Here is a 15118-nt window from a genome sequence, read left to right on the forward strand (position 1 = left end):
CGTTTCAGCTGAGGAACAATTTGACGAGCAGCGGCACAACGAGTGACGTTGCAATAGCGTTCAGCGCCATGGCAATCCCGGCGAAGAGCCCAGCCGTCTCATCGACATCGAAAGCACGTGCAGTTCCGATCCCGTGCGACGTCAGCCCAACAGCAAATCCACGTGCGGCGTAGTCCCTTATCCGCATGGCATTCATGAAAGGGGTGACGACAAGTGCGCCGATGATACCGGTAAGTACGACCAATACCGCGGTTAGCGACGGTGTGCCGCCAAGTGTGGAAGAGATCGCCATGGCAACCCCGGCAGTTGCGGATTTTGGCAGAAAAGAAATCAGCACTTCATTGGAGAGATTGGCCCATTTACCCATCACCACAATGGAAAGAACCGCAAAGAAGGAGCCGACGACCAGCGCTGCTCCCATTGGGATCAGCGCTTGCCGCACCTGATGCCATTGGCGGAATAGAGGCACGGCGATGGCTACTGTGGCTGGACCGAGCAGGAAGTGGATAAACTGAGCTCCTTCAAAGAATCGTCCATAGGGAACATCAAAAATCACAAGCAGGCTGGAAAGCAGCACAATGGAAATCAGTACAGGATTGGCCAATGGATGGCGCTTCAGTCGAACGGAAATATGCGTCGCCACGATCCATGCGCATAATGTGAGAGTGAGCCACAGCAAAGGTGATGCTGAAAGGTAAACCCATAGTTCCAGTGGATGTTTCATGACGCTACCTCCGCCCCATGAAGCGTTGCACAAGAATGAAGGTCCAGACCGTCACCGCCAATGTGAGAATTGCCGAGATCACCACGATAGCCAGAATTGCCGTGGCCTGCCCCTGAATCTGGCTCCACATAGCCACCACTCCGACCCCCGCCGGGACAAAAAGCAGGCCGAGATTACCGAGAAAACCATCGGCCGCCGTTTCTGCTTCGGCAAAGATACCCCAGTCGAATATCTTGCACAGTTGCATGGCAACGAACAGAAGCACGAGCCCCACAACGGGGCCCGGTATAGGAAGCCCGCTCATGAAGATAAAGCTTTCGCCAAGCAGCTGAAACAACAATAGCAGCGCTATACCCTTGATCATGAAGGCTTCATCTCCGGTTCAAATCTCAAGAGCCAAGGTAACCGACCGGCCGTCCTACCGTCTATACGGTCGGCAGTGATAGTGTTTCTGATTTGCAAGAACATATGCTCGCCGAGCAGGCCCCGGGGCTTTGCTCCCGGCACAGGCACGCCTGAGGTTGGCGGCGTGCAGCACCACAATCCAACCGGAAATTCAATATACGGGTGCCGCCCGAGGCGTTTCTACCGAAGGATCATTGCGCGCGGCGCACGGTTTCCGATGGGAGATAGCCGAAGCGCTGTCGGTAATCCGCTGAAAACAAGCCCATATGATTGAAAGCCCAGGCCATGGCGATACGCGTGATATCCCCCGGCCCGGCATGGCCGCGGACAAGCTCCGCATGCACCTTGTCCAGCCGCATGTTCTTGAACACGCCGAGCGGCGTGTTGCCCCGGACACTGCGAAATGTGCGGTGCAAGGTACGTGCGCTGGTGCCCGTTGCATCGACAAGCTCCTGCAAGGTCAGCTGCTTGTCGAGATTGTCGAGCATGAATTTTTCAGCACGCTGGACATAGCTCGGAACCGCACTCGTCAGCGGCCTTGCGCGCGGCTGCGTGTCGAGCGCCGCTGCAAGCGATGCCATCAGGCTGTCTTCGAGACGCTCCGACAGACCGCCATGGAAAAATGCTTCCTTATCCTTCTCGATTTCGTTTATGACGAAATGCGCCAGCTGATAGAAGGCATGCCCCACCAGAGTATCGAAGGATACGACGCGCTTGTTATGGGTAAACCGCTCGATGAATTCCTTGCCCCCCAGAATGTCGATCTGAGTATCGTTCAGGCTGAAGATCAGCATGCGCGTGGAAGGGTGAAATTCGAGATCAATCGCCGAATGCGCGTCGACCAGCTGCGCATTCATGCCGGACTGATACAACAGCTCGTCACCGCGCCGGTCGCGCGAGACGAAGATGCCCTGCAACGGAACCTGCAACAAAGTCATGTCGTTATGCGCTTCAACTTCGATGCGGGCATGGCCGCCAATGCGGATCGCAGTCAGGCCGAAGGGACGCATGCGCCCATGTGAAACTTCCGTCCGGTAGGTCCGGCTGGATTTCTTCGAGATGCGGCAAGGCCTGAGGAGACCCGACATGGTGTCTTGGAACGAATCGATGGACGGCGAAAGCCTGTGCATATAGCTCGTAGTCGGCATCACGATATTCCCCGTATCTCATTTAGAGAGCATTTTATTTTAAGATTAAAGTATCACGCTGGAGCGAGAGCGCAAGCGCCACGAAAATTTTGCACGAAAGCGCGTTTCTGGCGGTTTCCTGTTAGGAATGGCGTTTTGGTGATAGACACCATTGTTTCCGCTTTTATCGTTGGTCCCAGGCGCCAAAGAGCAGCCACGAAAAAGGGAACCGCGAATGAAAGCGATTATCGTCGGAGGGGGCATCGGTGGCCTCACGATGGCATTGATGCTGCACGCACGAGGCATTGACTGCCAGATTTTCGAAGCAGCACCGGAAGTCCGTGAACTGGGCGTTGGTATCAATGTCCTTCCGCACGCCATCCGCGAACTGGCTGAAATCGGCCTTCTGCCCGCGCTGGACGCCACCGGCATCCGCACCCGAGAGCTGATTTACGCTACACGGCAGGGCCAGGAAATCTGGCGCGAGCCCCGCGGCGTCGATGCAGGCTATGATGTGCCTCAGTTCTCAATCCATCGCGGCTATTTGCAGAAACTGCTTTATAATGCCGTCATCGAACGGCTTGGACCGGATGCCGTCATCGCGAACCAGCGCTGCGTGGGCTACACCCAGAACGAGGGTTCTGCCACGGTTCATTTTGCCGAAGGTTCAAAAATTACCTCGGCAACTGCCGACATCATTATCGGCGCGGACGGTATTCATTCCGTCATTCGACATCAAATGTTCCCGAACGAAGCCGGTCTCAAATGGAACGGCGTCATGATGTGGCGCGGCGCTGTTGAAAGCGATCCGTTCCTTGACGGTCGCACCATGATCGTCGCTGGCGGCTTTACGTATAAGCTGGTGCTTTACCCGATAGCCAAGGGCACCACGCCCGGCAAGATTCTCAACAACTGGGTCGTCACCTATCGTCCCGGCGCCGACGGATCGCCTGCGCCGAAGCGCGAGGACTGGAGCCGTCGCGGCACGCATGAAGAGCTGATGCCCCATGTCGAAAAATTCGGCATCAATGTCGTGGACCTTGCCGCTTTGGTGCGCGCAACCAATACATTCTTCGAATATCCGATGTGCGACCGCGACCCCGCCCGCTGGTGGACGGATGGCCGCGTGGCGCTGATCGGCGACGCCGCCCATCCGATGTATCCGGTGGGGTCGAACGGCGCGAGCCAGGCGATCATCGACGCACGCACGCTTGCCGACCATCTTGCCGCTGCGGAGCACGGTCGCGCGGCGCTGGCGGCCTATCAGGCAATCCGGCTGCCTGCGACGGCGGAAATCGTCCGGCTCAACCGGCTGGGCGGCCCGGAAGGCGTCATCGATGAGGTTGAACGCCGCGCTCCATCCGGTGTTGCCGATCTGGACGGCGTCATCAGCTTTGCCGAGCGCGAAGCCATTGTTCGCGGCTATGCCGCAAAGGCTGGCTTTTCAACACAGCAAGTCAATCGGGGAGTGTCTCGGGCCTCCGCCTGAAACCTGCGTCTGTATATTTTTTTAACGCGCATCTTTTCCGAAAACCGTTTCACACTTTTCGGGGTGCGCTCTAATGAAAGGGAATTCGAGTGACTGTTCTTCAAGCTGGCGTGACCAAATCCGGTTCCTCCGTCGACGGTGTTGTCTGGCATATTCTCGGTCAGACCTATGTGCCCAAGCATGTCTGCGAAAGCTCCATGTCCTGGCACGCAACCTTCCCTCCCGGTACTTTCGTTCCGCCACATATCCACACCACGCAGGAAGAATTCATCTACGTGCTGGAAGGACGTTTCGACCTGCTTCTCGACGGCAAGGAAGCCGTTGCCGAAGCTGGCGATCTCGTCTGCCTGCCACGCAACGTGTCGCACGGTATTTTCAACAAGACCGAGCAGCCAGTGAAGTGCGTTTTCTGGGTTTCGCCGACCGCAAAACTTTGGGATCTGTTCGTTCGTATCGACAATGTCGGTGATCCTGCTGAAATAGTTCGCATTGCACCGGCACACGAGGTTGAATTTTTGCCCGCTCCAGCAGAATAATGCATCCGCCCGGCAGAAGTATGGGAGTACATCTGCCGGGTATCAGAGCATTTCCAGCAAAAGTGTGAAGCGGTTTTGCGTCGGATAATGCAAAAGAAAAATAAGACAAAACAGAACGCTGCAATCGAGGTGGAACAATGAAAATTTCGACGAAAGCGGCCTTCGCGCTGCTCGCCGCAACCATGTTGAACGGAACCGCGCAGGCCGAAGAAGGCAAGATCAAGATCGGTTTGATCTATACGCTGAGCGGGCCAGCGGCCTTGCTGGGCGAACAATCCCGCGACGGTTTTCTGCTTGCCATGGACAAACTGGGCAACAAGCTCGGCGGCCTCGATGCTGAAATCATCATTCAGGACGATGAGCAGAAGCCGGATATCGGCGTCAACAAGGTCCAGCAGATGATCCAGCGCGACAAGGTGGATTTTGTCGTAGGTCCCATCTTCTCCAATGTCCTGAACGCTATCGTCAAGCCAGCGACCGATTCCGGCACGTTTCTGATCTCGACCAATGCAGGCACGTCCAATCTGGCCGGTAAGGATTGCAACCCCAATCTGTTCGTCACCTCCTATCAGAACGACCAGATGCATGAAGTTTCCGGCAAATATGCCGAAAAGCAGAACTACCAGCGCGTCGTGCTGATCGCCCCGAATTATCAGGCTGGCAAGGACGCTCTGGCCGGTTTCAAGCACTCCTACAAGAACGAAGTCGCGCAGGAAATCTATGTGCCGCTTGGCCAGCTCGACTATTCGGCAGAACTGGCGCAGATCGCCGCTGAACAGCCGGACGCGGTCTATGCTTTCCTGCCCGGCGGCATGGGCGTAAATTTCGTCAAACAGTATCGTCAGGCCGGTCTTGAAGGCACCCCGTTCCTCTCGGCATTTACCGTGGATGAGACCACCCTGCCCGCGCAGCAGGATGCGGCAGTTGGCTTCTTCGCCGGTTCGAACTGGGCGCCGGATCTTGATTCCGCACCAGCCAAGGAATTTGCCGCCGCCTATGAAGCCAAATTCAAGCGCATTCCGGCGACTTTTGCGGTGCAGGCTTATGACGCCGCCATGCTGATCAATGCTGCCGTCAAGCAGGTCAACGGCAATATTGCCGACAAGGATGCCTTGCGGGCCGCCATGAAAGGCGCGAAATTCACCTCGCCGCGCGGTGAATTCAGCTTTGGCGACAATCACTTTCCGATCCAGAGTTTCTACCTGACCAAAGTCGTCAAGCGTGACGACGGCCAGTTCGCCACGTCCTACGTTGAAACGGTCTTCAACGATTACAAGGATAATTACGCAGCTGAATGCAAGATGTAACCCGGTGGAAGGCGGGTGCTCCGATGAGCCCAGTCCTCTCAATTTCCAAGTCTGAAACAGTTCACGCCAGTTTGTCTGGCGTGAAACGGACTTCAGTACAACGAGTTCCGGACGTCCCCCATGCTCAATCTTTTTCTGCTGCAGTCCCTTAACGGGATTCAGTTTGGCATTTTGCTCTTTCTCGTCGCAGCCGGTTTGACACTGATCTTCGGCGTCATGGACCTCATCAACCTAGCGCATGGCGTTCTTTATATGGTCGGCGCCTATCTGACAGCGACTTTCACTGCCATGACAGGCAGCTTCTTTTACGGCATCCTGATCGCCCTCCCCGTCACCCTTATCATCGGCATTGTGCTGGAAGTGCTGGTCTTTCGACGATTATACGAACGCAGCCATCTCGATCAGGTTCTGGCTACATTCGGGTTGATCCTGATAGTGAACGAACTCGTGAAGATCATCTGGGGCGCGGCTCCGCTCAGCGTGCCGATGCCGGATTCCCTATCCGGTTCCATCCAGCTCTTTGGCAACCTGCGCTATCCCGTCTATCGCCTGCTGATCATCGCCGCTGGCCTCGCCACGGCGGCGGGTCTTTATGTCCTCGTCAATCACACGCGCATCGGCATGTTGCTGCGTGCCGGAGCGACCAATGGCGACATGGTCTCGGCTCTCGGCATCAATATACGCCGCCTGTTCATGGTGGTTTTCGGACTTGGCGCGATGCTTGCAGGCTTTGCCGGTGGCATGATCTCCCCCATTCTCTCCGTTGATCCAGGCATGGGCGATTCCATCCTGATCCTCACATTCGTCGTCATCGTGATCGGCGGCGTCGGTTCCGTGCGCGGTGCTTTCGTTGCGGCCATCACCGTTGGCCTCGTCGATACGCTTGGCCGCACCTTCGGGCCGATGCTGCTCCGCAACCTGCTCGATCCGGCCGCTGCCTCCCAGATGGGCCGCACGCTGGTGCCGATGCTCACCTATATTCTGATGGCAGCCGTGCTCTATTTCCGTCCGACAGGTCTCTTCCCGGCGCAGGGAGGAACCCGATGAGCGAGATTACCCATAACAGCACCCGCGATACCGCCATGCCGGAAACGGCAAAGAGCCGAACCTCGCTTTTGCTGGATGCGGGCCCGTGGCTGGTCTTCGCCGCCTTTGCAATCGTTCCGCTTCTCGCATCCGTATTGAACGACAGCTTTCTTCTCGTGATCGTGACACGCATCATGATCTTCGCGCTGGCCGCGCTTTCGCTCAATTTCATCATGGGTTACGGCGCGCTCGTTTCCTTCGGCCATGCTGCCTATATCGGGATCGGCGCCTATGCAGTCGGCATCCTGTCCAGCTATGGCATCGACGATCTGATCCTCCAGCTGGTTGCGGCCATCGTTGTTGCGGCGTTCTTCGCCCTCGTCACCGGCTATATTTCGCTTAGAACCAGCGGCGTCTATTTCATCATGATCACGTTGGCCTTCGGGCAGATGGCCTTCTTCTTCATGGTTTCCCTGTCAGCCTTTGGCGGCGACGATGGAATGACGCTGTCCACCCGCTCAACGCTGTTCGGCAATACGCTGCTTTCCAGCAATCTGGTGCTGTTCTACTTCGTGCTGGCGGTTCTGATGGGGGCATTTTTCATCTTCCGCATGCTGGTGCATTCACGGTTCGGTCGTGTGCTGCGTGGAACGCGGGACAATCCGGTGCGTATGCGCGCCATCGGTTTCTCGCCCTTCTCGTTTCAGCTCACCGCCTATGTGATTGCCGGTGTGGCAGCGGCCATTGCCGGTGTTCTGCTCGCCAACCAGATCCAGTTCGTTTCGCCTGCCTTCATGAGCTGGCAGCGTTCTGGCGAACTGATCGTCATGGTCGTTCTGGGTGGAATGGGCACGCTGATCGGCCCGGTCCTCGGCGCAACTGCCTTCATCTTTCTTGAGGAAGTGCTGGCGCATTTCTCAGAGCACTGGAAACTCGGCCTTGGTCTTTTCCTTGTTCTCGTCGTGCTTTTCAGTCGCGACGGTATCGGCGGGCTGCTCCGCAAGCTGCGTGGAGGTTCCGATGTCGGATGAACTGCTTCAGGTTCATGACCTGCATAAAAGCTTCGGCGCGCTCAAGGTCACGGATGGGGTCAATCTCACCGTCAAACGCGGCGAAATTCACGCGCTGATCGGCCCCAATGGCGCCGGAAAGACAACATTGATCCACCAGCTTTCAGGAAATCTCAAAAGCGACCGCGGTTCGGTCATCTTCGATGGCCGTGAAATTTCCGGTCTGCCTATGCCCAATCGTGTCCATCTCGGCCTTGCACGTTCGTTTCAGATCACCTCGGTTCTTGAAGGTTTCAGCGTGCTGGACAATGTTGCGCTTGCCGTTCAGGCACGATCCGGTTCAAGCTTCCGCTTTTTTCAGGCGGCAAACAAGGAAGCCGATATCAACGAGCAAGCCATGACTGCGCTTGCTCGCGTCCGGCTGGACGACCGCGCCCATCGCCGGGCCGGAGCGCTGTCGCACGGCGAAAAGCGCCAGCTTGAGATTGCCATCGCGCTCGCCACCGAAGCGCAGATGCTGTTGCTCGATGAACCACTGGCTGGCACCAGCCACGAGGAATCCGTGGTGCTGGTCGAACTGATGCGCGCTTTACGTCAGACGCATACGCTGGTTCTGATCGAGCATGACATGGATGCCGTTTTCTCGCTGGCGGATCAGGTGAGCGTCCTCGTCTACGGACGCGTCATCGCGTCCGGAACACCCGCTGCCGTGCGCTCTGATCCGGACGTGCGCGCCGCCTATCTCGGCGAAGAGGAGGCTGCGTGATGCTGAAGGTCGAAGGACTCCAGAACGCCTATGGCCAGTCCCGCATTCTCTTCGGCATCGACTTTGAAGTCAGTGCGGGAGAAGTCGTCACGATCCTCGGCAGAAACGGCATGGGGAAAACGACAACCATCAAGTCGATCTTCGGCTTGCTGCCGCCCAAGGGCGGCAAGGTGTTCGTCAATGGCCATGACGTTACCGGCAAACCGCCCTATGCAATTGCCCGCGAGGGGCTCGGTCTGGTCCCGGAAGGGCGGCAGATATTTCCGACGCTGAGCGTCGAAGAGAACCTGCTGGCCACCCGGCGTTCGGAAGCCCGCTCGTGCAAATGGACGCTGGAAAGCATCTATCGGATGTTCCCACGCCTGAAGGAGCGGCGGCGCAACATGGGCAACCAGCTTTCCGGCGGTGAACAGCAGATGCTGGCGGTTGGTCGCGCACTGATGACCAATCCGAAAATGGTCGTGCTGGATGAGGCGACGGAAGGCCTGTCGCCGCTGATGCGCGAAGAGATCTGGTCCTGCCTGCGCAACATCAAGGATGAAGGCGAGGCAATCCTCGTCATCGACAAGAATGTCGATGCGCTGGCGCGCTTCGCAGACCGTCATGTGGTCATCGAAAAGGGCCGTGTGGTGTGGAGCGGTGACAACGCTGCCCTTTTGAACACCCCGGACATCAAGGAACGTTACTTGCACGTTTGACCCAGCAGTCGAACGCAAACTTGCATTGACAGGAGAAGAGCATGCACCCCAGCGCTCATGTGGACACATTCGTTCTGGATAATCTCCCGGCTGCGGAACTCCTACCGGATATTATCAACCTCGACGCACTCGGCTACCCGGAACAGCTCAATGCCACCACCGAACTGGTGGATGCACATCTTGCAAACGGCAAAGGCGACCGCATTGCATTGCAGGCGCCGGGCGTGCGCTGGAGCTACAACGATCTTGCCGCAATGATCAACAAGATAGCCAATGTGCTGACCGACAAGCTCGGCATGAAGACCGGCAATCGCGTGATGATCCGCTCGGGCAATAACCCGACCAAGATTGCGCTCTATATGGCGATTATCAAGGCGGGCGGCGTTGTCGTCGCAACCATGCCGCTGTTGCGCGCCAAGGAGCTGGTCCAGATCATCGATAGGGCCAAAATCGGCATTGCCTTTTGCGATCACGCACTGACCGGCGAGATGCAGAATGCCGTGGCACAGACCGATTTCATCAAAACTCTGGTGACCTGGGAGGGCAATGCAGGCGGGGAACTTGGCGCATTGCTGGCCGGTGCATCCAGCGATTTCGATGCGGTCGCAACACGGGCCGACGATCCATGCCTGCTGGGCTTTACATCCGGCACCACCGGCTTGCCGAAAGCGACGATCCATTTCCACCGCGACCTGCTGATCGTCTGTGATTGCTATGCACATCATATATTGAACGCGACCGAAGATGACATTTTCATCGGCTCGCCGCCGCTGGCGTTCACGTTCGGTCTTGGCGGGCTGGTCCTGTTTCCCTTCAGGATCGGCGCTTCCACAGTGCTGCCGGCAAAAACCGCCCCGCATGACCTCGCGCTCGCTATCGGGGAATATAAACCAACTGTCTGTTTCACAGCGCCGACCGCTTACCGAGCCATGCTTTCGAAGATCGATCAGTACGATCTTTCGTCCCTGCGCAAATGTGTTTCAGCTGGTGAAGCCCTGCCGCTCCCTACTTTCGAAGCGTGGAAGCGTGCGACCGGGCTTTCGCTGGCCGACGGCATCGGCGCGACGGAAATGCTGCATATCTTCATCTCTGCGCCGGAAGACGACATCAGACCCGGAGCGACTGGTAAACCCATCCCCGGTTATGAAGCGCGTGTCATCGATGACAACGGGCAGGAATGCGCGCCCGGCACCCCCGGACGACTTGCCGTTCGTGGGCCGCTCGGCTGCAAATATCTGGCCGACGCGCGCCAGACCAAATATGTCGAGAACGGCTGGAACATCACCGGCGATACCTATGTCATGGATGCGGACGGCTATTTCTGGTATCAGGCCCGCAATGACGACATGATCGTTTCTGCCGGATACAACATCGCCGGACCGGAGGTCGAAGCCAGCCTGCTCGCGCATCCAGCCGTGGCGGAATGTGGCGTGGTGGCGGCGCCCGATGACGAACGGGGCTGCATCGTCAAAGCCTATGTCGTGCTGAACGAAGGATATAATGGCGACACGAACTTGCAGGAAGCACTGCAAAGTCACGTCAAAAGCGAACTCGCGCCTTATAAATATCCACGCCTCATATGCTGGGTTTCAAGCCTGCCCAAAACAGAATCCGGAAAATTGCAGCGATCCGCCCTGCGCGCGCAGGCGGCAACCGAAGCCCGCGCCTGACGTGCGGCTTCAAGCATGAAATACGCAGGAGACTTCTGTGCTGCACGACTACGATACCGCTTACGACAATATGAAGGCCATCAGCGATTCCGCCACCTATCCGCCGCGCTGGACGGAACTGGCATCCGGCTTTCGCGAGAAGATGCGCGATCAGGGTCGCTTGATCCCTGACATCGCCTATGGCGATGGCGTGCGCAACCTTTACGACCTTTTTCTGCCGGAAGGCCAGGCCAAGGGCACACTTGTTTATGTCCATGGCGGCTATTGGAAGGGGCTGGACAAAAGCTTCTGGTCACATCTGGCGCAAGGCGCGCTTGCGCGCGGATATCGCGTTGCCATGCCAAGCTATACGCTGTGCCCCGAAGCGCGTATTTCTGGTATCACACGGGAAATTGGCCGTTTCATCAACCACCTTGCGCAGGAAGTGGACGGTGATATCGCCTTGACCGGCCATTCCGCCGGAGGGCATCTGGTCAGCCGCATGGCGTGCGAAAATGCGCCCATTGCCGCCGCAACGGCGGAACGGATAAAGCGTGTTCTTTCTATCAGCGGGCTGCACGATTTACGCCCGCTTCTCAAAACCGCGATGAACGATATTTTCTCTATGGACGAGGCCGAAGCTGTCGCGGAGAGCGCGGCACTCCAGCGCCCGCGTACAGATATTGCCGTTCATTGCTGCGTCGGCGGCGATGAGCTGATGGAGTTCAGACGACAAAATGCGCTGCTGGCAAACATCTGGTACGGGTTGGGGATAGAAACCAGCGCTTGGGAAAGCGATGGCACGCATCATTGCAATGTCATCGACACGCTGTGCGATCCCGAAAGCCGCGCCGTTAAATTCCTCTGCCTTTAGTAACGCGGAAAGCGTTTTCAGAAATGCTCTATGGGAAGGCCGCGCCGTTCCTGTCCCGACAGGACGAATCCGACCGGCTCGGCTTTCCTCGCACCGCTCATGCGGTTGATCAGGACGGCCACTTCGGTTCTGTTACGAACACCGAAACGCTTGATCAGATCGTCGACGTAATCCTTCACCGTATGGGGTGAAAGCTCCAGATGTCGGGCAATCTGCTTGTTGGTATTGCCAGCTGCAAGCAACCGGGCGACCGTCGATAGGCGCGGCGACAGGTTGGTCAGATTGGCGCTGGGCGTCTTCGCCGGACGCGCTTCCTGAATGTTGCGCAAGGCAAGCGCCGACGAACGGCACAGCAGCGAAACCTGTTCTTCGAGCTGTGTTGCGTGCATCTCGAAACCGGCGGCATAGATCAGCGCCTGTATGTTGTCGCCAACGTAAACCGGACAGCACAAGTTATCGTTGTAGTTCCATCGATAGAGCAGCGTTCGCATCAGCGGCACATTCCCCGCCGCATTCTGGGGCAATCGCGAGCCCGCAACCGCGCCGGCATTCTGCACCACTGCCGCAATCATCGGATCCGAATCCGCAAGCCCATTCTGATATTCAAGAAGAAAGCCGGTGGGCGTGTTGATGCTGTGAAAAAGGCGCGGTCGATTATTCTCCAGCAAATAAATTCCAAGCGATCGCACCCGCAGAACATTCGCTGCAAAATAATCACAAGCTATTGTAAAATCGTCATAATCACGGCTCTCCGCAACGGAAAGCGCTGCAGATATCCGCTCATCTGTCGATAATATTTGCCTGGGCATTCTCTCTCCCGAGTTCCCAAGCCCCCCATCTGGGGGGAATGTCCGTTCCCACTCTTGTCCGTATCATTCCTGCTTATAACCACTAAATCAAGGGGAACTAACTTGGATACCAGCGTGCATCGGACTCACACGGCCGACAACTATTCCGCAGTCCTTCAGGGCTTCAATGACCGCCTTCAAGCAATTCTACCCTTGATTGAAGAAAAGGCGGAAGAGGCAGAGACACTCGGACGGATGCATGACGACGTCGTGGACGCCATGCGTAAGGCTGGCTTTTACACAATGCTGTTTCCCAAGGAAGTCGGCGGCGCGGAATTGCGCCCAATCGATGCCATGAGATTAATGTCCGCGCTTTCCTATGCCCACGCATCATCGGGCTGGTGCACGATGGTCAACAATATGGAAGGCACCACCATGGCGATCTACCTCGACGACGAGGGGATTGCGAATGTCTTCAAGGACGGCGTCGATGTCACCATTGCAGGCAACGGCGTGCCGCGCGGCTTTGCCCGCAAGGTCGATGGCGGCTACATGATCCGCGGCAACTGGGCTTATGGAAGCTCCATCTTCCACGCGGAATGGATTCATTCCGGCTGTTTCCTGCTCGATTCCAAGGATCCGAGCGGCAAGGCGCTTTTGAAAGACGAAACCGGCGCACCGCAGATCATCGTCGCACATCACCCGCGCTCGACGATCCAGCTGCTTGGCAACTGGGATGTGCTGGGCCTGCGCGCCACCGGCAGCTTCGACTACACGCTGGCAACCGATGAAGACCTCTTCGTGCCGGTTTCAATGACCTATAGTTTCACGCAGTCCGCACCGAAGCGCGGTCAGACACAGGGCCATCTCGGGCTCGCGGGCTACAGCGCCCTCACCCATACAAGCTGGGCCATCGGCGTCGGTCGCCGGATACTCGACGAACTCGCCAAGGTGATCCGTCAGCGACAGGATCCGTTCGGCAAGAGCGCAGACAGCGCCAGCCTGCGGTTCCAGTTTGCCAATGCCGAAGCCCGTTACCGGGCCGCACGGGCACTGGCCATGGAAACATGGGAAGATGTCTCGCAGACCACCGCATCTGGCGATGTCCCGTCGCTCGACCAGATGACGATGGTGAAGCTCTCGCTTCGCTATATGCACGACATCGTTTCAGATGTGGCGACATTCGCGCATCGGGCGGCTCGGGGAGCATCGCTGCATAACACGGCCATGCAGCGCTTCTATCGCGATATCCATTCCGGCACCCAGCATATTCTGCTTGCCGACCAGATCGTTGAGGAATGCGGCAAGGGGCTACTTGGCCTTTCAGGCGCCGATGCGCGATGGACCGTTTTCGGCATCAGCGAAAACTGAGACCGGCCATGGCGCGAAATATTGTCAGCTTCGTCGGGTGTGATCGCCCGACGAAAGTTCACCGGCTAACCCAGGCGATTGCCGCAAGGCTGGAAGCGGAAGACGATGTGTCGGTCACACATCTGGACCTGTCGCATGCCGGATCGAACCTGTTTACCGTCAATCGCAAGGCGCTGGACCAGCAATCCGAGAGCCTCATTTCAGAGATTGAACATTGCGATGCGTTGATCGTCGGTTGCCCTGTTTATCAGGGAAGCTATCCCGGTCTTTTCAAACACGTGTTCGATCTCGTCCATCCGCTCGCGCTGCGCGGTCGCCCGACCGTGCTATGCGCAGTGGGCGGCGGGCAACGTCATGCGCTGGTCGTCGAGCATCATCTGCGTCCGCTCTTCGGCTTTTTCGAAGCGGGAACCGTCGCAACGGGCATTTATGCCTGTTCGGCGGAACTGGAACCGGACGGCCTTCTGCCTCCGGTTCTGGAAACGCGGATCGAAAGCGCCGTCGACCAGATGAGAAAGCAATTGGTCCAGTCACACCAAGCCAACGGCATAAGGTGGAAAGATGTTGAATTACTCGAGCAGTTTTGAAAAACGCACGGTCGAAATTCGGGGCAAAACCGTCACCTATCTCGTCAAGGGTGAAGGCAAGGATGTTGTCTTTCTGCATGGAACCGGGACATTTCCCGGCTTCGACAGCCTGATCGACATTGCCTCCAGAAACCGGCTCATCATTCCGTTTCATCCGAATTTCGGTGAAAGCGACGCTGATACCGATATCGTGCAGATTGGCGACTATGTACTACATTACATGGATTTCTTCGATGCACTCGCACTGGATCAATTCAGCCTTGGCGGCTTTTCGCTTGGCGGCTGGATTGCCGCAGAATTCGCGATAAGACAGCCGGAAAGGCTTGCCGCGCTGTTTCTCGCGGCACCTGCCGGACTCGATATTCCGACAATCCCTCTCCCCGATCTGTTTCAGGTCGCGTCCGCCGATATCCCAGCCCATCTCACGCATGATCCGTCAGTTGCACTCCGCTATTTCCCAACTGCGCCCGACAGCCGGTTCGATGAAGCACTGGGACGCGAAATGGGTGCGCTGGCGCTGGTCCACGCAACCGACGGACGCGGCAATAAAACGCTTGGACACTGGCTGCACCGGCTTCACATGCCGACCCTAATCCTCTGGGGCGAGGAAGACAGGGTCATCCCCGCGCAATATGCCGAAGAATGGCAGCGCGGGATCGATGAAGCACGGCTGGAGAAACTCGGCGCGACCGGACATTTGCTGTTTGAAGAGGCGCCAGCTGCGGCGACACTTGTGCGCGATTTCCTGTCTACGGTCTGAG

Annotated in this window: 16 protein-coding genes; 12 read left to right on the plus strand and 4 right to left on the minus strand. The window is 57.3% G+C overall.

Annotated features, from left to right (window positions below; genetic code table 11):
- Positions 1 to 4: 4 nt before the first annotated feature.
- The 3 genes from AAE521_RS19800 to AAE521_RS19810 form a co-directional block, all read right to left on the minus strand.
- Positions 5 to 724, minus strand: coding sequence for an LrgB family protein (locus tag AAE521_RS19800; RefSeq protein ID WP_012093330.1), 720 nt, complete (start codon positions 722 to 724; stop codon positions 5 to 7).
- Positions 725 to 728: 4 nt separating this feature from the next.
- Positions 729 to 1088, minus strand: a complete 360-nt coding sequence (locus AAE521_RS19805) for a CidA/LrgA family protein (protein WP_010659175.1) — start codon at positions 1086 to 1088, stop codon at positions 729 to 731.
- Between the two features lie 232 nt (positions 1089 to 1320).
- Positions 1321 to 2277: an AraC family transcriptional regulator gene (locus tag AAE521_RS19810; protein ID WP_071631241.1), complete on the minus strand. Its 957-nt coding sequence runs from the start codon at positions 2275 to 2277 to the stop codon at positions 1321 to 1323.
- Between the two features lie 214 nt (positions 2278 to 2491).
- On the opposite strand from AAE521_RS19810, the gene AAE521_RS19815 reads away from it, so the two are divergent.
- From AAE521_RS19815 to AAE521_RS19855, 9 genes are all read left to right on the plus strand, one after another.
- A complete protein-coding gene (locus AAE521_RS19815; protein ID WP_342062212.1) occupies positions 2492 to 3745 on the plus strand; it encodes a flavin-dependent oxidoreductase in 1254 nt (417 codons plus the stop codon).
- 89 nt (positions 3746 to 3834) lie between these two features.
- Positions 3835 to 4281 carry a cupin domain-containing protein gene (locus tag AAE521_RS19820; RefSeq protein ID WP_010659178.1) on the plus strand — a complete coding sequence of 149 codons (447 nt, stop codon included), beginning with the start codon at positions 3835 to 3837 and terminating at the stop codon, positions 4279 to 4281.
- A 137-nt stretch (positions 4282 to 4418) separates the two neighbouring features.
- A complete protein-coding gene (locus AAE521_RS19825; protein ID WP_342062213.1) occupies positions 4419 to 5588 on the plus strand; it encodes an ABC transporter substrate-binding protein in 1170 nt (389 codons plus the stop codon).
- Positions 5589 to 5708: 120 nt separating this feature from the next.
- Positions 5709 to 6635: a branched-chain amino acid ABC transporter permease gene (locus tag AAE521_RS19830; protein WP_342062214.1), complete on the plus strand. Its 927-nt coding sequence runs from the start codon at positions 5709 to 5711 to the stop codon at positions 6633 to 6635.
- The gene (locus tag AAE521_RS19835; protein ID WP_342062215.1) at positions 6632 to 7645 is read left to right on the plus strand and encodes a branched-chain amino acid ABC transporter permease; all 1014 of its coding nucleotides are present in this window, start codon (positions 6632 to 6634) and stop codon (positions 7643 to 7645) included. Before AAE521_RS19830 ends, AAE521_RS19835 begins: the two co-directional genes overlap by 4 nt.
- A complete protein-coding gene (locus AAE521_RS19840) occupies positions 7635 to 8390 on the plus strand; it encodes an ABC transporter ATP-binding protein (RefSeq protein ID WP_342062216.1) in 756 nt (251 codons plus the stop codon). Before AAE521_RS19835 ends, AAE521_RS19840 begins: the two co-directional genes overlap by 11 nt.
- Positions 8390 to 9088, plus strand: a complete 699-nt coding sequence (locus AAE521_RS19845) for an ABC transporter ATP-binding protein (protein WP_342062217.1) — start codon at positions 8390 to 8392, stop codon at positions 9086 to 9088. Before AAE521_RS19840 ends, AAE521_RS19845 begins: the two co-directional genes overlap by 1 nt.
- Positions 9089 to 9129: 41 nt before the next feature.
- Entirely contained in the window at positions 9130 to 10758 is a 1629-nt protein-coding gene (locus tag AAE521_RS19850; RefSeq protein ID WP_342062218.1) for a benzoate-CoA ligase family protein, read from the plus strand.
- 37 nt (positions 10759 to 10795) lie between these two features.
- Positions 10796 to 11611 carry an alpha/beta hydrolase gene (locus tag AAE521_RS19855; RefSeq protein WP_342062219.1) on the plus strand — a complete coding sequence of 272 codons (816 nt, stop codon included), beginning with the start codon at positions 10796 to 10798 and terminating at the stop codon, positions 11609 to 11611.
- A 17-nt stretch (positions 11612 to 11628) separates the two neighbouring features.
- Here the strand turns inward: AAE521_RS19855 and AAE521_RS19860 are convergent, their stop codons facing one another.
- Complete coding sequence (locus AAE521_RS19860; protein WP_235817605.1) at positions 11629 to 12420, minus strand: response regulator transcription factor; 792 nt, start codon at positions 12418 to 12420, stop codon at positions 11629 to 11631.
- A 114-nt stretch (positions 12421 to 12534) separates the two neighbouring features.
- On the opposite strand from AAE521_RS19860, the gene AAE521_RS19865 reads away from it, so the two are divergent.
- Genes AAE521_RS19865 through AAE521_RS19875 form a run of 3 tightly spaced genes read left to right on the plus strand, consistent with a single transcriptional unit; the run spans position 12535 to position 15117 of the window.
- Positions 12535 to 13770, plus strand: coding sequence for an acyl-CoA dehydrogenase family protein (locus tag AAE521_RS19865; RefSeq protein ID WP_342062220.1), 1236 nt, complete (start codon positions 12535 to 12537; stop codon positions 13768 to 13770).
- Between the two features lie 8 nt (positions 13771 to 13778).
- Positions 13779 to 14357: an NAD(P)H-dependent oxidoreductase gene (locus AAE521_RS19870; protein ID WP_071631231.1), complete on the plus strand. Its 579-nt coding sequence runs from the start codon at positions 13779 to 13781 to the stop codon at positions 14355 to 14357.
- Positions 14332 to 15117: an alpha/beta fold hydrolase gene (locus tag AAE521_RS19875; protein WP_071631230.1), complete on the plus strand. Its 786-nt coding sequence runs from the start codon at positions 14332 to 14334 to the stop codon at positions 15115 to 15117. The genes AAE521_RS19870 and AAE521_RS19875 overlap by 26 nt, the downstream gene beginning before the upstream one ends.
- Position 15118 lies beyond the last annotated feature (1 nt).

It is taken from the genome of Brucella cytisi (assembly GCF_038433355.1).
Taxonomy (GTDB): Bacteria; Pseudomonadota; Alphaproteobacteria; order Rhizobiales; family Rhizobiaceae; genus Brucella; species Brucella cytisi.